Raw genomic sequence first — 20,370 nt, 5'->3', positions numbered from 1 at the left:
CGGAGTGAGCAGACGCGATGGACAAACTCGAACACGAACCGATCCTTATCCAGCGTCGCCACCATGAGGAGGAGGAGCATGGGGCACACGGCATCTGGAAGATCGCCTATGCCGATTTCATGACCGCCCTGATGGCGTTCTTCCTGATCATGTGGCTGCTGAATTCGACCTCCAGGGATCAGCAGGCCTCAGTCGCCAACTACTTCAACCCGATCAAGCTCGCCGACGTCTCGCCAACGCGCAAGGGCGTCCAGGAACCGCTGGAAACCGTTCGGGATCCGAAGGAGGCCGGGAAAGCGCCCGGTCCGACGCGGGAGGAAAACGCGAGCAAGGGCGCGAGCGAGAAGATGTCCGGCGACGCCGCCCATCCGGCGAAGCCCCGGTATCCCGAAAGCGCCCTGTTCGTGGACCCCTACGCGATACTGGCCAAGCTCGCCGCCGACGACAAGCCGGCCGCGAAACCCGCCCGGCAGCCGGCGGAGGCCGCGACGGAGCAGGCCGGCGCTCCGACGCCGCGCACGCCGACAATCCGCGATCCCTTCGACCCGTCCTACTGGCGCCTCGCCCCGCAGGGACAGCCGGCGGCGATTTCGCAGGACGGCCAGCCGCAGGCGGGCGCGTCCGGCGGCACGGAACGGCAGACGTCCAATGCGGCTACCGGCGAGGCCACCACCGGTCAGGCCGCCACGGCGCCCGGCATCATCGAGGCGCCACAGGAGGAACGGGCGCGAGAGGCCGCAGCGCTCAGGAAGGGTGTCGCCGACGCGCTGAAGGACGAAAGCCCCGCCCCCGGCGCGCCCGAGATCAAGGTCGAGAGAACGGACGAGGGCATCCTGATCAGCCTGACGGACGCCGAGAAGTTCAGCATGTTCTCCATGGGCTCGGCAGAGCCCAACCCGGCCGTCGTGCGCGCCATAGCCCGCATCGCTGCCGCCCTCGCCGGCCGCCCCGGCACGGTGGTCATTCGCGGACACACGGACTCGCTTCCCTTCAGGTCCGACACTTACGACAACTGGCGGTTGTCCTCGGCCCGCGCGCACATGGCGTCCTACATGCTCATCCGCGGCGGCCTCAAGGAGGAGCGTATCGAACGGATCGAGGGCCACGCCGACCGTCTGCCGCGCAACGCCGCGAACACCAGGGCGCCCGAGAACCGCCGCATCGAGATATTGCTCCGGGAGAAAGGCTCATGACCGTCAGCCATCCCCCTCCCCGGCGCGCGCCGCGTGCGGCCGCCTGTCTCGCCGCCGCGCTTCTGTTGCCAGCCGCCGGAATGTTCGCGCAAGCCGCGCCGGAAGCAGCCGCGCCCCAACCGGCGTTGCCCGAACCGGCGTTGCCCGAGCCGACGTTGCCCGAGCCGGACAGCGGCTCGCCCGGTGAGCCCTACCGGCTGCTGCGCACGTTGCAGTCCATCCAGGATCGCACGGCGCATGGCTCACGCGAGGCGCTGAAACTCCAGTCGCCGCTGCTGTCGCAGATCGAGCAGCAGTTGCTGGCCACGCCGGACGCGGCGTGGCAGGAGCCGCGTAATGCCCGCGCCGCCCTGAGCTTCGTGCTCAGCGGCGGTTCGCCCGTCATCCTGCGCAAGCTCGCCCGGCTCGATCCCCCGCCCGCCGTCGCGCCGGAACTGCTGAAAGGCGTGCTCGCGTACGTCGAGGGCGACGAGGAGGAAGCGCTTGCGCAGCTCGAAAACGTCGATCCCCGCGCCCTCGCGCCTGGCCTTGACGGACGCATCGCGCTCGTCCAGTCGACGCTCCTTGCGCGCCGCGATCCCGAAACAGCGATGGCCCGTCTCGATCTCAGCCGCCTGCTGCTGCCGGGCACGCTGATCGACGAAGGCGCGTTGCGGCGCGAGATGTTTTTCGCCGGCCAGCTCGGCAAGCGCGAGAAATTCAAGACGCTGGCGAAGCATTATCTGCAACGCTATCCGCGTTCGGTCTACGCAGGCGATTTCCACCAGCGCTTTTCGGCCGCCCTCGTGCGCCTCGACATGACCGGCACGGAGGAAGAGGCAAGATGGTTGTCCGACCTTCTGGCGGCGCTGGACAGACCCGCGCAGATCAACATCAACCTCATTCTCGCCAGGCAGGCCCTGTCGCAGGGCAAGACGCGGATGGCGGCGCTCGGTGCAACGCGGGCGCTCGAACTCGCGTCCGAGGACAGCACCGCTCGCGAACGGGCAAAGCTCTATCGGGCAGCTGCGATCATCGTCAACGAGAACGAATTCGCGCAGGGCAAGCAGGCCTTGCTGTCCATCGACCGCAAGCGCCTGCCGCCGGACGATGTCGGCCTGCTGGAGTCGGCGATCTATCTCGCCAGGCGCATCCGGGACCTGCCCGGCATGCCGGAGGCGCCGGCGCCCCGGGCAAGCGACGAGGCCGCCGCCGTCGCTGAGCGGGCCGGCGGCGGCATGGAGCCGCAGCTCGATGCCACGGTCACCCGGATCAGACAACTGATCAGCGACAGCGACAGGCTGATTGACGAGGAGTTGGGTTCATGAGCGCGATCGATGCCGCAGCCGCAGCGGCCGATACCCCCGCCGCCGGCAGGAAGCCGCAATCCGGCAAGGCCACCGACGACGGCAGCTTCACCCGTGTCTACGACAGCCTCGGGCAGGAGGCAGCGACGGGCGAGGAAACGACGGAAGAAACCACCGCCGGGCGGCACGATGCGCGATCCCGTGCACCGCATGTCTGGCCCCTTGACACAGCTGCGTCTCTCAACCGTGCGACCGTTGCCTCCCCTTCCCTTGCTTCCGCACCCATCGGCGCGCGCGACGGGATTGTCGAGCCCGGCCTGCCGGATTCCGACACGCCCGATCCCGAAGACGACAACGTCACGCCGGGCAGGCCGGACACGGCCTCGCCTGCGAAAACGGACCTTCCCGCCCTGCTGGCGGGTTTGCTGAGCAGGGGCGCGGAAACATACGGGACACCGGGAGCGTCCGCCGAACCGGAACAGGAGCAGCCGGAAGCCCGTCCGTCTCCGCATGACGCGCAACCACGGCGCGGCATCTCGGCCGTCGGCAATGCGGGCGCCACCACGGAAGCGCAGACGGCGCGCCTCACCGTCCTTGGCCGGGAAACGCATTTCGCGCCAACGGACATGCCCACACGCGGCGGCTTTTCCGGCGGCGGCCTATCCCGCGATGCGGCGTCCCACACCGCGACGGCGACTGCCCCCGTCAGTGTTCCGGAGGACGGCATCACTGCCGATCGGCGCATGGTTGGACAACGTGTCGGCACGGAAACATCCGACGAGCAGCAGGTCACGGCGCGCGCGGGCACGGCGACGCGGTCTGCCGTTGTGGAATCGGCAGCGCCCGGACCGGGCCTCCCCGACAGCGCGAATGGCGCGTTCGCGCGCGCCATCGGCCAGATCGTCGCGCAGGCGCGGGCGTTGACATCAGATTCAGAGCCGGCCAGCGACGCCCAGCGCGTGCCAGCCCCCGCGCCCGCTCCGGCTGCGCAGGGCGTCGGCGGACCAGTGCGCATCCTGCGGCTGCAATTGCAGCCGGAGGAACTCGGCCTCGTCACCGCGCGGCTGCGCATCGTCGGCGGCGCGCTGGAACTGCGTCTGACAGCGGAGCGGCAACAATCCGTCGAAATCCTGCGACGCGACAGCGAGGGCCTGTTGGAAGCGTTGCGGCGCGCAGGATACAAGCCGGAGATCGCAGCCATCGATTTCGCCCGCCCGCAACCCGCCGGCCAAACTCTGCCTGCGTCCCAGCCCACGGCGCAGACGGCGGGACAAGCGCACGGACAGGCGGGATATGAAGCCGGCGCGGGCCTCACCGGCGGCGACGGAGGGGCGGAGCGACGGCAGGCACCTGACCGCGAGGGCACGGACCGGCAGGCAGCGGGACGGGAGGCAGACGATATCCACGCGGATGCCACTCCGCGCGCACGGCGCGACCCGGGCGCCGTCTATCTCTGATGGTCGCGCTCCCCGTCCCGGAGTCGCGCTTGCGCGCCGGTTCCCGCTGCCTCGCAGGGTTATCCTGCACCCTTCTCGCCCTCGCCGCCGGGATGGAACGTGCAGGCGCCATGGCACCGAACGCCTGCGAGCGCGAGATGATCCGCGCGGCGCGGGAGTTCGACGTGCCGGTCAACATCCTCTACGCCGTCGGCCTCACCGAAACGGGCCGGCGCGGCTCCCTGCAGCCCTACGCCATGAACATCGCCGGCGCGGCCTATTTCGCGCCCGATGCGCGGGAGGCCGTCAGGCGCCTCAATGCCGAGCGCGCCAGGGGCGTGAGGCTGATCGACCTCGGCTGCATGCAGATCAACCACCACTACCATCGCGACAAATTCGCTTCCGCCGCCCAGATGCTGGACCCGCGCGCCAACGTGACTTACGCCGCACGCTTCCTGAAAGAGCTGCGCAGGCGCGAGGGCAACTGGACCATGGCGGTCGCGCGCTATCACGCCGGCCCCGACAACAACCCGGCGCAGAAGCGCTATATCTGCCGCGTCATCGCCAACATGGTGGCCACAGGGTTCGGCAACTGGACGCCGCAGGCAAGACGGTTCTGCAGGTGATGCCGGCCGCTCCGCCGCCTCTCACGGCGCGGGCCGCTCTATCGCCTTGCCGATACCGTCGACGAGCAGCGGGAAAAAGGGGTTCGACTGCATGCGCGACGTCATGCGCAGCACGGGATCGATAGTGACGGTGAAGGTGCCGACCTCGCCCCAGGCGTTGACCACGCCGGTCTGGATACCGAAATCGTCCGCCGGGTCCGGCGTGAGGCCATAGAGGCCGTCGGTGAGCGGAAACGGCACCGCGATGTGCGACAGCGAATAGACCTCCGGCGGATATCGCAGCGCGAGCGGCGTTTCGGTCGTGGCTGTCGCGCCGGCCTCCGCGGTGCGCGCCACCATGTCGCTGGTCAGCCTGTCGGCGCTGGTGACGAGAACCGTGCGGAAGCGACGCGGCATGGACGGCAGCTTCGCCAGAATCGCATCGCGCGTGTCGTCGTCGACCTGTGCGCCGAAGCGGGTGTTGAGATCGAAATTGGGATCGAACAGCACCAGCTCACTGCCATTGGCGGGCAGACGCGCGTAAAGTTCGGTGATGACGGCGGACGTGCTCACCGTGAAATCGAACACCGACTGGAAGGTGAGCACCGGCGGAAATTCCGCCATGCGCCCCTCCTCATCCAGCCGCCTCAGCCCGCCCTGCACGATCTGCGTCATGTCGAAGGACCACTGCGCGGCATTCACCGGCATGGAATTATACTTGAAGGGGTTGAACTCCGGCAGGATCGACAGCCAGGCCGACTGCGCGAAGGCGGGGATGACCGCAGGCAGGCCGGCAAGCCACGTGAAGCGCGCGAAAGGCGTGATGCCGACCATCGGCGACAGCAGGACGAGGCGGTCCGGCCGCTTCAACGCTCCGTCACCGAGCGCCTCGATGGCATAGTTGAGCGCCAGCGCGCCGCCGTTGGAATAGCCGACGACATGCAGCGGCGCCCCCTCGCCCGCGAGCCGGCGCGCCTCGCGCACCGCCAGCCGGGTTGCAGCTGTCCATTGTTCGAGCCGCGTCACCTTCAGCGACCCCGGCACCGTGCCGTGACCCGGCAGGCGGATGGAGACGACAGCGAAGCCGCGCTCGCGGTAGAGGTTGCCGATATGGCGCAGGCTGTAGGGGGAATCGGTGAGGCCGTGCAGCAGCACCGCGGCGCCGACAGGCTTGCCCTCCGGCAGCATCACGGCGGAGCGGTTCCAGTCCCGCGCGAAGCGCCATGGATAGACGGGGCTCGTCGTGGAGTAGCGGTTGTAGTGCGTGCGGTCATCCGGCTGCAGCGCGCTGGCTATGTCATGCCGGACGCGGCTGAACAGCGCCTCCTCGGCACGCAGGTAGTGCGCCCAGTCGGCCCTCTCCAGCTCCGCGGCGCCCGGCTCTTCCAGCTCGTAGGTATGCCACACCTCAAGCGGCAAGCCGCGCCGCATATCCCATCCGCGCCAGACGAGCAGAGCCGCGAATACAACCACGGCGAGGATCAGAATCCGTTTGAGAAGCCGGTGCAAAAACCTGAGCATGCAGCAATTTTCCTGTCAGCCGGCGGGGCGGGCGCGCTGTCCCGCCGGCGTGGGTATCAGTTGTCAGCCTTCCTTGCCGTCCGAAAGGCCCGCGCGGCGCAGGGCCTCCGCCAACGCGGAGCCGGCGCCTGCGGAAGACGCGGACTTGACGCCCTTCCGGTTGTCCGCGCGGCGCTCTTCCACGCGCTGCGGCTTTCCTTGCTCCGGCTTTACTTGTCCCTGCTTCCCCTGCTGTGCGTTCCGCCGCCCGCCGCCCGCCTCGTCGTCGAGGCGCATGCTCAGGGCGATGCGCTTGCGCGCGGCATCGACCTCCAGCACCTTCACCCGCACCACGTCGCCGGGCTTGGCCACGTCGCGCGGGTCTTTCACGAAGGTGTTGGCCATGGCGGAAATGTGCACAAGCCCATCCTGATGCACACCGATATCGACGAAGGCGCCGAAGGCGGCGACATTGGTGACGACACCCTCCAGCACCATGCCGGGTTCGAGATCGCCGATCTTTTCCACGCCCTCCCGGAAAGTCGCCGTGCGGAAGGCGGGGCGCGGATCGCGGCCGGGTTTTTCCAGCTCGCGCAGGATATCCGTGACGGTGGGGATGCCGAAGGTCTCGTCCGTGAAGCGCGCCGGCGGCAGCCCCCGCAGGGTCGGCGTGTCGCCGATCAGCGCACGGATGTCGCTTTTCGTTGCCGCCAGAATGCGCCGCACCACCGGATAGGCTTCCGGGTGGACGCCCGAGGCGTCGAGCGGGTCGTCGCCGTCGCGGATGCGCAGGAAGCCGGCACACAGTTCGAACGCCTTGGGGCCGAGCCGCGCCACCTTCTTCAGGTCGCTGCGCTTGCGGAAGGGACCGTTCTCGTCGCGGTGCAGCACGATGTTGCGCGCCAGCCCCTCGCCCACGCCCGAGACCCGCGCGAGCAGCGGCACCGAGGCGGTGTTGACGTCGACACCCACGCCGTTCACGCAGTCCTCCACAACCGCATCGAGGGAGCGCGACAGCTTCCCCTCGGCAAGGTCGTGCTGGTATTGCCCGACGCCGATGGATTTCGGATCGATCTTGACGAGTTCCGCCAGCGGATCCTGCAGGCGGCGGGCGATGGAGACCGCGCCGCGCAGTGTCACGTCGAGTTCCGGCAGTTCCTGCGAGGCGTAGGCCGAGGCGGAATAGACGGAAGCGCCGGCCTCGGAAACCACGATCTTGGTCAGCTTGAGCTGCGGATACTTGCCGATCAGTTCGGCGGCGAGCCGGTCAGTCTCGCGTGAGGCGGTGCCGTTGCCGATGGCGATCAGCTCCACCTTGTGCCGGGTGGCGAGCGCGGCGAGCGTCCCTAGCGCCTCGTCCCAGCGCCGCTGCGGCTCGTGCGGGAAGACGGCGGCGGTATCCACCACCTTGCCGGTGCCGTCGACCACCGCAACCTTGACGCCCGTGCGATAGCCGGGATCGAGCCCCATGGTGGCGCGCACGCCGGCGGGAGCCGCGAGCAGGAGATCGCGCAGGTTGCCGGCAAATACGCGCACGGCTTCATCCTCCGCCGCCTGCCACAAGCGCGCGCGCAGATCGAGCGACAGCGACACCAGGATGCGTGTGCGCCAGGCCCAGCGCACGGCCTCGCGCAGCCATGCGTCGCCCGGCCGTCCCCGGTCGGCGATGCCGAAGCGCTGCGCGATGCGCAACTCATATGGCCCCGGCCCCGTGGAAGGCGCCTCGCTCGCCGGCACCGGCTCGAAGCCCAGCGTCAGCACCTCTTCCTTCTCGCCGCGGAACAGCGCCAGAATGCGGTGCGACGGCAGTTTGGCGAAAGGTTCGGAAAAATCGAAGTAGTCGGCGAACTTGGCACCTTCGGTCTCCTTGCCCTCGCGCACCTTCGACGCCAGCCGGCCGGCCCGCCACATGTCCTCGCGCAGCAGGCCGATCAGGTCGGCGTCCTCCGAGAACCGCTCGACCAGAATGGCGCGCGCTCCTTCCAGTGCCGCCTGCACGGTCGCGACGCCCTTCGCCTCGTCGACGAAGCGCGCCGCCTGTGCCTCGGGCGCCTGTGCGGGATCGCCGCAGAGCACCTCTGCCAACGGCCCGAGCCCGGCCTCGCGGGCGATCTGCGCCTTCGTGCGGCGCCTGGGCTTGTAGGGCAGATAGATGTCCTCGATGCGCGCCTTGGTGTCGGCGGCGAGCAGGCTGGCGCGCAGGTCGTCCGTCAGCTTGCCCTGCTCCTCGACGCTGGCGAGCACAGCGGCGCGGCGTTCCTCCAGCTCGCGCAGGTAGCGCAGCCGCTCCTCCAGCGCGCGAAGCTGGGCATCGTCAAGCGCGCCGGTCGCCTCCTTACGGTAGCGGGCGATGAACGGAACGGTCGCCCCGTCGTCGAGCAGGGTTACGGCGGCCTCGGCCTGCTCCGCCCTGATTCCGAGTTCCTGTGCGATTTTCCGGGAGATGGAAGTCATGCGTCGTACCAGTTTCCAAACGTTCCTTGCGCCACGCGCCACCGGCCGGATCGCCGTTCGCGTGGAGGATAACCGTTAAAACGAACGTTGCGGGGTTGCCACAGGCTTTCAATTTCGTTAACAGCTTTGTGTCGCCCCTGAGCGCGACGGACACACGAGAGGCTGCTAATGACCATCCCCGCGCGTTGCCGTCCATCGTTGGCCAAAGCCGCCATCTCGTTTCCCGTCCTGCTGATCGGACTGGCGCTTGGCGGTTGTGGATACACTCCGGATCGCTCGTTGACGGCATCCTCCGCGGCAGTTCCAGACAATTCGCAGCCCGCAAAGGCCTCGCAGGCCGCCAAGGCGTCCCGCAGTGTGGCAAAGGCGCAGGGCAGGAATGCGACGGAAAACGTCAAGGTCTTCTCCCGTTCCACGTCGTCAGCGCAATCTCCCCGCAGGCGGATCGCCGTTAGCATGAACGAGCGCGAATGCCTCGTGCGGGCCATGTATTTCGAATCGCAGCGCGCCAGCCGCGACGGTCTGCTGGCCGTCGGCACGGTCGTGATGAACCGGGTCAACTCCCCGAGCTTCCCCGGCACGATCTGCGGCGTCGTCGGGCAGAAGTATCAGTTCGCGTCCGGCGTGCTGTCCCGGCCCATGACGCAGCGTGACCGCGCCCACGCCGACGCCGTGGCCGACCAGCTGCTGGCCGGCAGGCGCCACGACGGCATCGGCGACGCCATGTTCTTCCATGTGGCGACGCGCCGCTACAAATACCAGAACATGCGCTATCTGCAGGTTGCCGGCGGCAACATCTTCTACACGAAGGTCGGCCGCAATGCGCCGCGTGTCGTCGCGGGCTCGGCGCTCGCCTATGCCAACACCCCGCCGGACGTGGCGAAGGTCGAGGCGGCGCAGGTTGAGATTGCCAGGGTCGAGGCCGTCAAGGTCGACGTTGTGAAACCGCAGACGACGACCGTCGCCGCCATCGAAACGGCCGTCAGCCGGGAGCCGGCGGATGCCTCCGCCGCCATCACGGCCGCAGTGCCGGCGCCGGTTTCCATCCCGCTCCCTGTTCCGGCGGAGAGGCTGTCGTTCACCGCACCCGTGGATGAAGCCCTGCTGCGCGCGCGGTCGTTCAGCGCCGCGCCGCTCAAGCTCGCACAGTACCGCCTTCCGAAGTAACTCCGTCCGGCGGCATCGGAGAATTGAAAAGCCCCTGCATCGGCAGGGGCTTTTTGTTTTCCGGGCACGTTGCGCGGCACGTGCCCGGCCGGGTTCACTCCGTGATGTCGACCACCACCGAACCGATGCCCTCGAACGTCACCTCGACATGGGAACGCGGTGCGACGAAGGTGATGCCGGTCCACGACCCGGTGGTGACGTAGGTGCCCTCCTTCAGCCCGCCGAGGCTTGTCGCACCGCCGTTCGCCAGCCATGCGAGCAGGCGCGCGGAGGGGCCGGCCGCGTTGCCACCGCGCTGGTCGAGGACGATCTCGCCGTTGACCCGCAACCTGACCGGCTGGTTCAATGCATCGACGATGGCGCCCGCCTCGCGGCCGGAGCCGACGATCAGATGCGCGTGGTTGAACTGGTCGGCGATCTGGCTGAGGCGCGTGGCGCGCCCCCAGACGGCGAAATGCGTGTCCACCAGTTCGATGGCCGCATGGATGGAACCGACAGCCGCCAGCACCTCATCTTCCGTATAGGGCCTCTCGCGCGGCGGCAGTGCCCTGTCGAAGCGGTAGACCGTCTCGGCCTCGACGCCGAGCACCGCATGGCCGGCGTGGGCCACGCTCGCCGGCGACAGCGACACCGTCTGGCTGGTCAGCGCGGCACGGAACGGCTCCGACTGCGGATCCGCAGCTCCCACCTTCCAGCCGACGACGGGGCCGAGCCGGGTGATCAGCGCGTCCTGAACGGCGTAGGCCGTTTCCCAATCCGTCGGCCGCAGCGCCGGTGGCAGGTCGACAACGCGGGGGCCGCCATTGCGGGCGGCCAGAAGCCGCTCGGCTGCGGCCTCGACAGATTCGGGGGTAAAGGTTTCAACCATGGAAAACGTGCTCCGTCGCGATGAACAGAAGAGCCGACGCGCCGGCCAGCGCCGCCACGCGGCTCCACCACTCAGGCCGGCACCCAGCGATGGCGGTCGTCGGCGAATACGAGTATGCGGCCCTGCCAGATCGGCAGTTGGACAACCGATTGTCCCGGTAAACCGGCTATGAGCGCCAGCATGACGCGCGCAATGCCGCCATGCGCCACGATCACGGTATCGCGTTCCAGCGTGTCGAGAAACGCCTGCACGCGCAACGCCGCGCCAGCATAACTTTCGCCTTCCGGCGGGGAGAAGTTCCAGCGATCGGCGTCGCGGGCGCGGGCAAGTGCCGCATCGCGGGCGCGAATCTCGGGCCAGGTCAGCCCTTCCCACACACCGAAGGCAATTTCGCGCAGGCGGTCGTCGAACAGCACGCCGTCCTCCGGCATCGCGAGCGTGTCGCGCAGCAGCGACATCGTCTCCCGCGTGCGCATCAGCGGGCTCGAAAGGTAGTCGAGTCCGGCGAAATCGGGCCGCAGTGCGCGCAGGTGTCCGGCTGCCTGCCGCGCCTGCTTGCGGCCGGTGGCGTTCAGCGGCACGTCCCGCGCCCCCTGAAGCCGCGCTTCCGCGTTCCAGTCCGTTTCGCCGTGGCGAACGAAATACAGGGTGGGACGACCACTCACGTGCTATTCCTTCGACAGGACGATATCGGGCGCGTCGGGGTTCTTCATGCCGACGACGTGGTAGCCGGCATCGACATGGTGCACCTCGCCGGTGACCCCGCGCGACAGGTCGGACAGGAGGTAGACGCCCGTGTCGCCGACTTCCTCCGGCGTCACGGTGCGCCGCAGCGGCGCGTTGTACTCGTTCCACTTCAGGATATAGCGGAAATCGCCGATGCCCGACGCCGCAAGCGTCTTGATCGGCCCGGCGGAGATGGCGTTAACGCGAATGTTCTGCGGGCCGAGATCGGCCGCGAGGTAGCGCACGCTTGCCTCCAGCGCCGCCTTGGCGACGCCCATGACGTTGTAGTGCGGCATCCACTTCTCCGCGCCGTAATAGGTCATGGTGAGGATGGCGCCGCCGTTCGTCATCAGCTTCTCGGCGCGCTGGGCGACGGCCGTCAGTGAATAGCAGGAAATGAGCAGCGACTTGCTGAAATTCTCTTCCGTCGTGTCGATGTAACGCCCGGTGAGTTCATCCTTGTCGGAGAACGCGATGGCGTGAACCAGAAAGTCGAGCCCTCCCCAGAGCCGCTCCACCTCGGCGAACACGGCGTCGATGGTCTCCGGCACGGTGACGTCGCAATGCCCGACGACATGCGCGCCGATTTCCGCCGCCAGCGGCTCGACCCGCTTCTTGAGAGCGTCGCCCTGATAGGTGAAGGCAACCTCGGCGCCATGCGCGCGCGCCGCCCGGGCGATGCCCCAGGCGATGGAACGGTTGTTCGCAACCCCCAGGATAAGACCGCGTTTGCCTGCCATCAGGGGAGAGGGCGTCGCAATTTTGTCTGCCATGACGTCGGTTTTCTCTTTTCGGAATTGGGACTCTGTCGTCCGGGAAGTCACTTATTACCCGAGCACGACGCCGGGGGCAACGGGCGAAAAAGCCGTCTGAAACAACAGGCTGCTGCGGCGCACGCCGCAGGCGCGGCCGGGTGCGGCCCCGGCGCGACTCACGTTCCGGCGGCGGTGCGCCGCTTGCGCATGAGTTCCTCTAGTTCCGGATCGGGCGATTTCGGCAACTGAACATCGAGCGTGACGATGAGGTCTCCGTGGCCGCTCTTGGCTGGCAAGCCCTTGCCACGCAGCCGGAAATTCTTGCCGGCGCTCGAATACGGCGGAATGTTCATCGCCACTGCCCCGCCAAGCGTGGGCACGCGCACGCTGGCGCCCAGCACCGCATCCTCAAGCGAGACCGGCAGGCGCAGGCGCAACGTGGACCCGTCCACCGTGAAATCGCGGTGCGGCGCGAAGTGCACCGTCAGCAGCGCATCGCCCGATTCGCCGCCGAAGGGGCTTGGGTCGCCGAGCCCGCGCAGGCGAATCGTCTGCCCGTCCTTCACGCCGGCGGGCAGCGTCACCTCCACCTCGCGGCCCGTCGGCAACTCGACGCGGCACTTGCCGCCATCCGCGATCTGCTCCAGCGTGACCACGATCTCCGCCTCGACATCCTGCCCGCGCGGACGCTCGCGCGCGCCGCCGCCGCGCGCGCCCGCGGACTGGGTCCGCCCGCCGGAGCGCATGGCCTCGCCGAACAGGTCGGAGAACAGGTCGCCCGGATCGAAGCCGCCGCCGCGCGCGCCGCCGAAGGGGCTGCCGCCACCCGTGGAATAGCGGAAGCCCGAGAAGCCGCCGGCGTCCGCGCCAGCCCCCGCTCCCGGCCCCGCCGCGCCAAAGCCGCGCGGCTTGCCCTCCGCATCGATCTCGCCGCGGTCGAACTGGCCCCGTTTATCCTTGTCGCCCAGAATCTCATAGGCCGTGTTCAGCTCGGCAAATCTGTCCTTCGCCTTGGGATCGTCCTTGTTGCGATCAGGGTGCCATGTTTTTGCCAGACGGCGGAACGCCTTCTTGATATCGGCCTCACTCGCCGTCTTTGGAACGCCAAGTATGTCGTACGGGTTGCGCATCAATCCACTCCGGCGGTGCTACCGGGCGTGTACCGCACCGGCGACCGCATTACCAACCGTCTGGCCCATATGGTCATAATGTTGCATAATAGCAACATCCTCATCGCCGCAAACGGGCTGCTGGTTGGTATGTTCTGTGGAATATCGGGCCGGTCAAGCGGCTTTTGCGGTGCAAACCGCCTTTCACGCGCCGGAGACGTCCATCGTGGCCCATTGGCCGTCCGGCAGGCGGCAGGCGGAACCCTTCAGCGCCTCCGACTGGCCCTGATACTGCAGGTTCGCGCCGAAGCGCCGGCAGACGAGATCGTTCTCCAGATAGGGTTTGCCGATCGCCACGAAATCGCCGCGGATGCCCGTGCGCGGGTTGGCCCAGGGCGCGACGGCGCCCGTGCCCAGCGGATCGAGCGCCGTGCCGAGCGCCATGCGGGCGAACTGCCAGTCCTCGGGCGCGAGTTCAGGCGACAGCATCGCCGCGCCCTTCCCCCCGACGGATGCGGTGGTCGGCGGATCGTCGTTGCCGAGCAGGCCGCCGACCGGCACCGCAATGCTGCACCCGCCGAGCAGCAGCACGGCCGACGCCAGGGTCGCGGCAGGGATAGGCGACAAATGGCGCGGCTTGTCCCGCATGATAAATCTGTACATCCTGCTGGACAGCTTCATCATGCCCTCATCCACGTTACGCACGCCCCACTCGAAATGAACGACACGATCGGGAGTATCTGGCCTTGGAGACGTTAAGGAGCGGTGACTTTTTCAGCCGCGAGGACCCCTTTGCACTGTTTTCCGACTGGTTGAAAGAGGCGGAGACATCTGAAATCAACGATCCCAATGCGATGACGCTAGCCACCGTCGACGCCGACGGTCTGCCGGACGCGCGCATGGTGCTGCTGAAATCTTTTGATTCACAAGGCTTTGTCTTCTTCACCAACGAGGAGAGCGCCAAGGGACGTCAGCTTGCGGCCGTCGCCAAGGCGGCGCTGCTGTTCCACTGGAAGAGCCTGCGACGGCAGGTGCGGGTGCGCGGCATCGTCGAGTGGGTGAGCGAGGCGGAATCGGACGCCTACTACGCTTCCCGCCCGCGCGGCAGCCGAATCGGCGCCTGGGCGTCGCAGCAGTCGCGCCCGCTCGAAAGCCGCTTCGCGCTGGAAAAGGCGGTGGCGGGCTACGCGGCGAAATACGCCATCGGTGACATTCCACGCCCCGCTTACTGGCATGGCTATCGCGTGCGGCCGCTGGCCATCGAGTTCTGGCACGATCGCCCCTTCCGGCTGCACGAGCGCGTGCGCTTCGCGCGCGACACGGCGGACGCCGCCGCGGGCGGCTGGCACAAGACGCAGCTCTATCCCTGAGCGGCGATTCCTACGACGCCGCGTCGGAGCAGGTTTGCGGACGACGCGGGGGAGACCGGCAGCCGGAGCGCCGGCAAGCCGGGTTTCATGCTGCGGGCGCGTTCCCCGAACCCGTCCGGCTGCCCGAAATTGCGGCAACTCCCGTCGGAGACATTGCCGTTCGGCGTGATTCGTCATATATGCAGCGCGGTAAAGCCGCCCGACGAAGCAGGTTCGGGGGCCGATCATACGAAACCATCGGATGCCTGCGGTGACATCGTCCTGTCATCTCGCAATGTCATCTGGCCTTGTCACATCTGAGCACCACCGCGCACGACCGCGCGGCCAGGGAACCCCATGAAGCTGCGCAATATCGCGATCATCGCCCACGTCGACCACGGCAAGACAACGCTCGTGGACAAACTCCTCCAGCAATCGGGAGCGTTCCGGGAGAACCAGCGCGTCGCGGAGCGCGTCATGGACTCGGGCGACATCGAAAAGGAACGCGGCATCACCATCCTCGCCAAGGCGACCTCCGTCGTCTGGGGCGATACGCGCGTCAACATCGTCGACACGCCCGGCCACGCCGACTTCGGCGGCGAGGTCGAGCGCATCCTGAACATGGTCGATGGCGCCATCGTGCTCGTGGACGCGGCCGAAGGCCCCATGCCGCAAACGAAATTCGTCGTCTCCAAGGCGCTCAAGATCGGCCTGCGGCCCATCGTGGCCATCAACAAGGTCGACCGTCCCGACGCCCGCATCCAGGAAGTCGTCAACGAGGTGTTCGACCTGTTCGCGGCGCTCGACGCCACCGACGAGCAGCTCGACTTCCCCATTCTCTACGGTTCGGGCCGCGACGGCTGGATGGCGCTCAATCCCGAGGGACCGAAGGAAGACGGTCTCGCGCCGCTCTTCGATCTGGTGCTGAAGCACGTGCCTCCCGCGAAGGTCGAGGAAGGCTCGTTCCGCATGCTCGGCACGCTGCTTGAGGCCAACCCCTTCCTGGGCCGCATCATCACCGGCCGCATCTCGGCCGGCACGGTGAAGCCGAACCAGTCGATCAAGGTCATCGACCGCGACGGTAACGTCGTCGAGCAGGGCCGTGTGTCCAAGATCCTCGCCTTCCGCGGCATCGAGCGCCAGCCGATCGAACTCGGCGAAGCCGGTGACATCGTCTCCATCGCCGGCCTGACCAAGGGCACGGTGGCAGACACGTTCTGCGCTCCCGAGGTCGAGGAACCGATTCTCGCCCAGCCCATCGACCCGCCGACGGTGACGATGTCGTTCCTCGTCAACGATTCGCCGCTCGCCGGCACCGAGGGCGACAAGGTCACGAGCCGCATGATCCGCGACCGCCTCTTCCGCGAGGCCGAGGGTAACGTGACGCTCAAGATCGAGGAATCGGGCGACAAGGATTCGTTCTTCGTCTCCGGCCGCGGCGAACTTCAGCTCGCGATCCTGATCGAGACCATGCGCCGCGAGGGCTTCGAACTCGCCGTGTCGCGTCCGCGCGTCGTGTTCAGCCGCGATGAGGCCGGCAGCCTGCTCGAGCCCATCGAGGAAGTCGTCATCGACGTGGACGAGGAATACTCCGGCTCCGTCGTGCAGAAGATGTCGGAGCGCCGCGCCGAGATGATCGAGATGCGCCCCTCTGGCGGCAACCGCCAGCGCCTGCTGTTCCACGCTCCCACGCGCGGCCTCATCGGCTATCAGTCGGAACTGATGACCGACACGCGCGGCACGGCGATCATGAACCGCCTGTTCCATGAGTACGCCCCCTTCAAGGGCGAGATCCCCGGCCGCCGCAACGGCGTGCTGATCTCCAACGATCAGGGCGAGGCCGTCGCCTACGCGCTGTGGAACCTGGAGGATCGCGGCCCGATGATGATCGAGCCCGGCTGGAAGGTCTACACGGGCATGATCGTCGGCGAGCACAACCGCGAGAACGACCTTGAGGTGAACGTGCTCAAGGGCAAGAAGCTCACCAACATCCGCACCACCTCCAAGGACGAGGCCGTGCGCCTGACGCCGCCGATCCGCATGACGCTGGAGCGTTCGCTCGCCTGGATTCAGGACGACGAACTGGTGGAGGTGACGCCGAAGTCCATCCGTCTGCGCAAGGTCCACCTCGACCCCAACGAGCGCAAGCGCGCCGAACGCTCGAAGGAAACCGCCGCCTGATTGCCGGCGCGGTCACCCGGATGCAAGACGCGGGAGGCATATGCCTCCCGCGTTTTTTATTGCCCGAATGGAAACATGGGCGCCCGTCTCACAGCCCCTCGAACAGCGCGGTCGACAGATAGCGCTCGGCGAAGGACGGGATGATGATGACGATGTTCTTGCCCGCGAGTTCCGGGCGCGCGCCGATCTCAAGCGCCGCGGCGATTGCCGCGCCGGAGGAGATGCCGACCGGGATGCCCTCGATGTGGGCGAGCAGGCGCGAGTTGTCGAAAGCCGTCTGGTTGCCGACCGTCACCACCTCGTCGATCACGGAGCGGTCGAGGATCGACGGCACGAAGCCGGGACCGATGCCCTGAATCTTGTGGGGACCGGGCGCGCCACCCGACAGCACCGGCGAATCCTCGGGCTCGACGGCGACGACGCGCACGGAAGGCTTGCGCTCCTTCAGCACCTGCCCGACGCCCGTGATGGTGCCGCCGGTGCCCACGCCCGCGACGAGCACGTCCACCTCGCCGTTGGTGTCGTTCCAGATTTCCTCGGCGGTCGTGCGCCGGTGGATATCCGGGTTCGCCGGGTTGGCGAACTGCTGCGGAATGACGGAACCGGGGATCGCCGCCTTCAGTTCCTCGGCACGCGCTATGGCGCCCTTCATGCCCTGCGCGCCCGGCGTCAGCTCAAGTTCCGCGCCGAGCAGAAGGAGCATCTTCCGCCGCTCGACGGACATCGTCTCCGGCATGACGATGATCAGCCGGTAACCACGCGCCGCCGAGACGAAGGCAAGCGCGATGCCGGTGTTACCCGACGTCGGCTCGATGATGGTGCCGCCGGGCTGCAGGACGCCCTGCTGCTCCAGCGCGTCGATCATCGCCACGCCGATGCGGTCCTTCACGCTCGAAATCGGATTGAAGAATTCGAGCTTGGCCAGCAGATTGGCCTTGATGCCCTTTTCGGCCGCCAGCCGGCTGAGACGCACGAGCGGCGTGTCGCCGATCGTCCCGGTGATCGAATCGTAAATGCGCCCCCTGCCCCGTTTCAACGCCTTGTCTGCTTCTCCCGCTGCGGTCATTTTCGTCTCCTGTGTGCGTTATGTGCCCCAATCCAAACTCGCCTGCGCCGAACCGGCCGCAGGGCAACACCCCGACCGGCACGGCCTGTAACAGCCATCGATAAGCGATCGGCCGGCGGGCGACAACCGGATACGTCCTCCGGCGAAAAGGCTTGCCACGCCGGCAGTTGGCGCCGATGCGGCCGGCGATCCCGCTCAGATGGTGAAATCGCTCGTCACCGTGGGCGGGCTCAACGTCGTCGTCTTCTCTGCCCGGCGGCAGATATCCTCGACAGTCACCGCGTCGAGCCGCGCCAGAAACGCGCCGGACGCCTCGCGGACGACCGGGCCGATGACCTGCTCCACCAGCGCGGATTCCGGAACCGGCGGCAGATTCTCGTCGCTTGCGGCGGCCATAGCCGCGCGCACGATGTCGCCCGCGCTGATGCGCCGCCGCTCACGCGCGAGTTCATAGCCGCCCCGGGGGCCGCGAACGCCTTTCAGGATGCCCGCCCGGACAAGCTGCTGCAGAACCGTCTCCAGATGACGCGGCGGCAGATGATGCCTGGCAGCGAGGAACTTCGCGGCAACGGGCGCCGGACGCGCGTGGATCGCGACATCGACGACGGCCGCAATGGCAAGCAAACTGCGGCGGGATAACAGGTACATCGACTATCCTTGCCTCCCGTCGCGCGCCGCCGGGTGGCAGGGCGGGCGCGACGCATCAATCACTCAACCAAAATTACCGAAACAATCAGGAAATAAAAGTCTTTTCCGTAATATTTCTGTAAGTAGGAGGCATTATCCCTATTCCACGCGGCAGAACTGATAATTCCCGCCGCGCACCTCAGATACCCGTCGATCCGAAACCGCCCGTGCCGCGTGCGGTGTCGTCGAGATCGTCGACCGCCTCCACCGCCGCACGCAGCACGGGCGCCACGATGAGCTGGGCGATGCGCAGCCCGCGCGTGACCGCGAACGGCTCGCTGCCCGTGTTGAGCAGGATGACGGCGACCTCGCCGCGATAATCGGCATCGATCGTGCCCGGCGCGTTGAGCACGGTGACGCCGTTCTTCAGCGCGAGGCCGGAACGGGGGCGCACCTGCCCCTCCGTGCCGGGCGGCAGCGCAAGCACCAGTCCGGTCGGCACGAGCGCCCGCCCGCCCGGCGCAATCACGACAGGCGCATCCTCCGCAACGGCAGCCGCGAGGTCGAGCCCGGCGGCGGCGGCGCTGGCATAGGCGGGCAGCGGCAGGCCGCGGGCGTGAGGGAGCTGCACGATGCGCAGCACGTGTTCGGTCAGCAATTCACTCATCATCGTCGTCCTTCGGCAGTCTCGGTTCTCGGCATCACGCCTGCGGATCGGCAGCCCGGAGCGCGGCCGCCGCCCTCGCCACCAGCCGGCGCGCCACCTCGGTCTTGTCCATGGTCGGCCAGCTTTCGATGCCGTCCTTGCTGACGAGATGGACGGTGTTGCGCTCGCCGCCCATCACGCCGGTGCCCTTGCCCACGTCGTTCGCGACGATCCAGTCACAGCCTTTGCGCTCAAGTTTGGCGCGCGCGTGATCGAGCACGGTATCGGTCTCCGCCGCGAAGCCGACGACGAGCCCGGGGCGCGGCGCCCCCTTGGCGACGGTCGCCAGAATATCGGGATTCTCGATGAGGGTGAATTGTGGCATCGTGCCCGCGCCCTTCTTGATCTTGGCGTCGGCCTCCTCTGCCGTGCGCCAGTCCGCCACCGCTGCGGCGAAGATGGCGATATCGACCGGAAGCGCGGCGAGCACCGCCGCCAGCATGTCGCGCGCGGTAGTGACGTGGCGCACCTTCACACCGTGGGGATCGGGCAGGTTGACCGGGCCGGAAACGAGGATGACTTCCGCGCCCGCCTGCGCCGCGGCCTCCGCGATGGCGTGGCCCTGCCGGCCGGACGAGCGGTTGGCGATGTAGCGCACCGGATCGATGGGCTCGTGCGTGGGGCCGGAGGTGACAAGCACCCGCTTGCCGGCGAGCGGCAGCAACGCGAGCTGCTTCTCGTGGCCGCCATCCCCTGACAGCAGCAGCGGCACAGGCGACAGCAGCGCTTCGATGGCGGCGAGGATTTCCGCCGGCTCCGCCATGCGGCCGAAGCCCGATTCGCCGCGCTCCGCCATGGCGCCGCTGTAGGGGCCGACGAAATGGATGCCGTCGGCCTGCAGCGTTTCCACGTTGCGTCGAGTGGCGGCATGCGCCCACATGCGCGGGTTCATGGCGGGCGCCACCAGCACGGGCTTGTCGGTGGCGAGGAGCGCCGTCGAGGCGTAGTCGTCCGCATGGCCGTTGGCCATCTTGGCGAGGAGGTCGGCGGTGGCCGGCGCCACCACAACGAGGTCGGCCGAGCGCGAAAGCGCGATATGGCCGATGTCGGCCTCATCGGTAAGCGAGAAAAGGTCGGTGAATGCCTTTTCGCCGGTGAGGCTCGCCACCGACAGCGGGGTGACGAACTCGGTCGCCGCCTGCGTCATGATGGCGCGCACGCCCAGCCCGCGGTCCTTCGCGCGGCGGATCAACTCCAACACCTTGTAAGCGGCGATACCGCCGCCGATGATCAGCAGCAGGTGCCTGCCCGCCAGATGGTTGCGCGTATTCTCGTCAGCCGCCTCGTGTTCCATGGAATACCTCCCGATCATCCATCCTCACGCGGCTGCACCCGGCCCGGT

General features: G+C 67.8%; 18 protein-coding genes. 7 read left to right on the top strand and 11 right to left on the bottom strand.

From position 1 onward, the window contains the following. Positions 1-17: 17 nt before the first annotated feature. The 4 genes from FHS82_RS03565 to FHS82_RS03550 all read left to right on the top strand — a co-directional run bounded on the left by FHS82_RS03565 (position 18) and on the right by FHS82_RS03550 (position 4,541). On the top strand, positions 18-1,193 hold the full coding sequence (locus FHS82_RS03565; protein WP_166948727.1) for a flagellar motor protein MotB: 1,176 nt from the start codon (positions 18-20) through the stop codon (positions 1,191-1,193). Then, positions 1,190-2,500: a chemotaxis protein MotC gene (locus tag FHS82_RS03560; RefSeq protein ID WP_166948724.1), complete on the top strand. Its 1,311-nt coding sequence runs from the start codon at positions 1,190-1,192 to the stop codon at positions 2,498-2,500. The genes FHS82_RS03565 and FHS82_RS03560 overlap by 4 nt, the downstream gene beginning before the upstream one ends. Then, positions 2,497-3,936: a flagellar hook-length control protein FliK gene (fliK, locus tag FHS82_RS03555; protein ID WP_166948722.1), complete on the top strand. Its 1,440-nt coding sequence runs from the start codon at positions 2,497-2,499 to the stop codon at positions 3,934-3,936. Before FHS82_RS03560 ends, fliK begins: the two co-directional genes overlap by 4 nt. A gap of 92 nt (positions 3,937-4,028) precedes the next feature. Further along, positions 4,029-4,541: a lytic transglycosylase domain-containing protein gene (locus FHS82_RS03550; protein WP_208394088.1), complete on the top strand. Its 513-nt coding sequence runs from the start codon at positions 4,029-4,031 to the stop codon at positions 4,539-4,541. A 21-nt stretch (positions 4,542-4,562) separates the two neighbouring features. On the opposite strand, the gene FHS82_RS03545 is transcribed toward FHS82_RS03550, so the two are convergent. Both FHS82_RS03545 and FHS82_RS03540 read right to left on the bottom strand, forming a co-directional pair. Beyond that, a complete protein-coding gene (locus FHS82_RS03545; RefSeq protein ID WP_166948718.1) occupies positions 4,563-6,041 on the bottom strand; it encodes an alpha/beta hydrolase in 1,479 nt (492 codons plus the stop codon). Between the two features lie 63 nt (positions 6,042-6,104). Then, positions 6,105-8,474, bottom strand: coding sequence for a Tex family protein (locus tag FHS82_RS03540; RefSeq protein WP_166948716.1), 2,370 nt, complete (start codon positions 8,472-8,474; stop codon positions 6,105-6,107). Between the two features lie 456 nt (positions 8,475-8,930). Here FHS82_RS03540 and FHS82_RS03535 point away from each other — a divergent pair, with 456 nt between their 5' ends. Further along, positions 8,931-9,641 (top strand): cell wall hydrolase, encoded by a 711-nt coding sequence (locus FHS82_RS03535; protein ID WP_166948714.1) that lies wholly within the window; start codon positions 8,931-8,933, stop codon positions 9,639-9,641. Between the two features lie 94 nt (positions 9,642-9,735). Here FHS82_RS03535 and FHS82_RS03530 read toward each other — a convergent pair whose 3' ends face one another. The 5 genes from FHS82_RS03530 to FHS82_RS03510 all read right to left on the bottom strand — a co-directional run bounded on the left by FHS82_RS03530 (position 9,736) and on the right by FHS82_RS03510 (position 13,783). Further along, positions 9,736-10,509, bottom strand: coding sequence for a 2-keto-4-pentenoate hydratase (locus tag FHS82_RS03530; protein WP_166948712.1), 774 nt, complete (start codon positions 10,507-10,509; stop codon positions 9,736-9,738). A gap of 71 nt (positions 10,510-10,580) precedes the next feature. Beyond that, on the bottom strand, positions 10,581-11,174 hold the full coding sequence (locus tag FHS82_RS03525; RefSeq protein WP_166948710.1) for a histidine phosphatase family protein: 594 nt from the start codon (positions 11,172-11,174) through the stop codon (positions 10,581-10,583). Between the two features lie 3 nt (positions 11,175-11,177). After that, the gene (gene fabI, locus FHS82_RS03520) at positions 11,178-12,008 is read right to left on the bottom strand and encodes an enoyl-ACP reductase FabI (protein WP_246224996.1); all 831 of its coding nucleotides are present in this window, start codon (positions 12,006-12,008) and stop codon (positions 11,178-11,180) included. A gap of 158 nt (positions 12,009-12,166) precedes the next feature. Then, the gene (locus FHS82_RS03515) at positions 12,167-13,120 is read right to left on the bottom strand and encodes a DnaJ C-terminal domain-containing protein (RefSeq protein WP_166948709.1); all 954 of its coding nucleotides are present in this window, start codon (positions 13,118-13,120) and stop codon (positions 12,167-12,169) included. A 183-nt stretch (positions 13,121-13,303) separates the two neighbouring features. After that, entirely contained in the window at positions 13,304-13,783 is a 480-nt protein-coding gene (locus tag FHS82_RS03510) for an RT0821/Lpp0805 family surface protein (protein ID WP_246224995.1), read from the bottom strand. 56 nt (positions 13,784-13,839) lie between these two features. Here FHS82_RS03510 and pdxH point away from each other — a divergent pair, with 56 nt between their 5' ends. Then, positions 13,840-14,469 (top strand): pyridoxamine 5'-phosphate oxidase, encoded by a 630-nt coding sequence (gene pdxH / locus FHS82_RS03505; RefSeq protein ID WP_166948986.1) that lies wholly within the window; start codon positions 13,840-13,842, stop codon positions 14,467-14,469. 336 nt (positions 14,470-14,805) lie between these two features. Continuing rightward, positions 14,806-16,629, top strand: a complete 1,824-nt coding sequence (gene typA, locus FHS82_RS03500; protein WP_166948707.1) for a translational GTPase TypA — start codon at positions 14,806-14,808, stop codon at positions 16,627-16,629. An 88-nt stretch (positions 16,630-16,717) separates the two neighbouring features. Here the strand turns inward: typA and cysK are convergent, their stop codons facing one another. From cysK to coaBC, 4 genes are all read right to left on the bottom strand, one after another. Then, positions 16,718-17,695 (bottom strand): cysteine synthase A, encoded by a 978-nt coding sequence (gene cysK / locus FHS82_RS03495; protein ID WP_166948706.1) that lies wholly within the window; start codon positions 17,693-17,695, stop codon positions 16,718-16,720. Between the two features lie 195 nt (positions 17,696-17,890). Beyond that, positions 17,891-18,343 (bottom strand): RrF2 family transcriptional regulator, encoded by a 453-nt coding sequence (locus tag FHS82_RS03490; RefSeq protein WP_166948705.1) that lies wholly within the window; start codon positions 18,341-18,343, stop codon positions 17,891-17,893. Between the two features lie 178 nt (positions 18,344-18,521). Next, on the bottom strand, positions 18,522-18,989 hold the full coding sequence (gene dut / locus FHS82_RS03485) for a dUTP diphosphatase (RefSeq protein ID WP_166948704.1): 468 nt from the start codon (positions 18,987-18,989) through the stop codon (positions 18,522-18,524). A gap of 34 nt (positions 18,990-19,023) precedes the next feature. Beyond that, positions 19,024-20,322 (bottom strand): bifunctional phosphopantothenoylcysteine decarboxylase/phosphopantothenate--cysteine ligase CoaBC, encoded by a 1,299-nt coding sequence (coaBC, locus tag FHS82_RS03480; protein WP_166948702.1) that lies wholly within the window; start codon positions 20,320-20,322, stop codon positions 19,024-19,026. Between the last annotated feature and the right edge of the window lie 48 nt (positions 20,323-20,370).

It is taken from the genome of Pseudochelatococcus lubricantis (assembly GCF_011762225.1).
Lineage (GTDB): Bacteria > Pseudomonadota > Alphaproteobacteria > Rhizobiales > Beijerinckiaceae > Pseudochelatococcus > Pseudochelatococcus lubricantis.
This window is presented reverse-complemented; position numbering and strand designations above follow the sequence as displayed.

Coding starts and splice junctions, on each gene's coding strand:
- FHS82_RS03535 (WP_166948714.1), top strand. CDS start 8,931: ATGAACGAGCGCGAATGCCTCGTGCGGGCCATGTATTTCGAATCGCAG.
- dut (WP_166948704.1), bottom strand. CDS start 18,989: ATGAGTGAATTGCTGACCGAACACGTGCTGCGCATCGTGCAGCTCCCT.
- FHS82_RS03510 (WP_246224995.1), bottom strand. CDS start 13,783: ATGATGAAGCTGTCCAGCAGGATGTACAGATTTATCATGCGGGACAAG.
- FHS82_RS03565 (WP_166948727.1), top strand. CDS start 18: ATGGACAAACTCGAACACGAACCGATCCTTATCCAGCGTCGCCACCAT.
- typA (WP_166948707.1), top strand. CDS start 14,806: ATGAAGCTGCGCAATATCGCGATCATCGCCCACGTCGACCACGGCAAG.
- FHS82_RS03530 (WP_166948712.1), bottom strand. CDS start 10,509: ATGGTTGAAACCTTTACCCCCGAATCTGTCGAGGCCGCAGCCGAGCGG.
- FHS82_RS03515 (WP_166948709.1), bottom strand. CDS start 13,120: ATGCGCAACCCGTACGACATACTTGGCGTTCCAAAGACGGCGAGTGAG.
- FHS82_RS03490 (WP_166948705.1), bottom strand. CDS start 18,343: ATGTACCTGTTATCCCGCCGCAGTTTGCTTGCCATTGCGGCCGTCGTC.
- coaBC (WP_166948702.1), bottom strand. CDS start 20,322: ATGGAACACGAGGCGGCTGACGAGAATACGCGCAACCATCTGGCGGGC.
- FHS82_RS03550 (WP_208394088.1), top strand. CDS start 4,029: ATGGAACGTGCAGGCGCCATGGCACCGAACGCCTGCGAGCGCGAGATG.
- FHS82_RS03540 (WP_166948716.1), bottom strand. CDS start 8,474: ATGACTTCCATCTCCCGGAAAATCGCACAGGAACTCGGAATCAGGGCG.
- FHS82_RS03560 (WP_166948724.1), top strand. CDS start 1,190: ATGACCGTCAGCCATCCCCCTCCCCGGCGCGCGCCGCGTGCGGCCGCC.
- fabI (WP_246224996.1), bottom strand. CDS start 12,008: ATGGCAGACAAAATTGCGACGCCCTCTCCCCTGATGGCAGGCAAACGC.
- cysK (WP_166948706.1), bottom strand. CDS start 17,695: ATGACCGCAGCGGGAGAAGCAGACAAGGCGTTGAAACGGGGCAGGGGG.
- fliK (WP_166948722.1), top strand. CDS start 2,497: ATGAGCGCGATCGATGCCGCAGCCGCAGCGGCCGATACCCCCGCCGCC.
- FHS82_RS03545 (WP_166948718.1), bottom strand. CDS start 6,041: ATGCTCAGGTTTTTGCACCGGCTTCTCAAACGGATTCTGATCCTCGCC.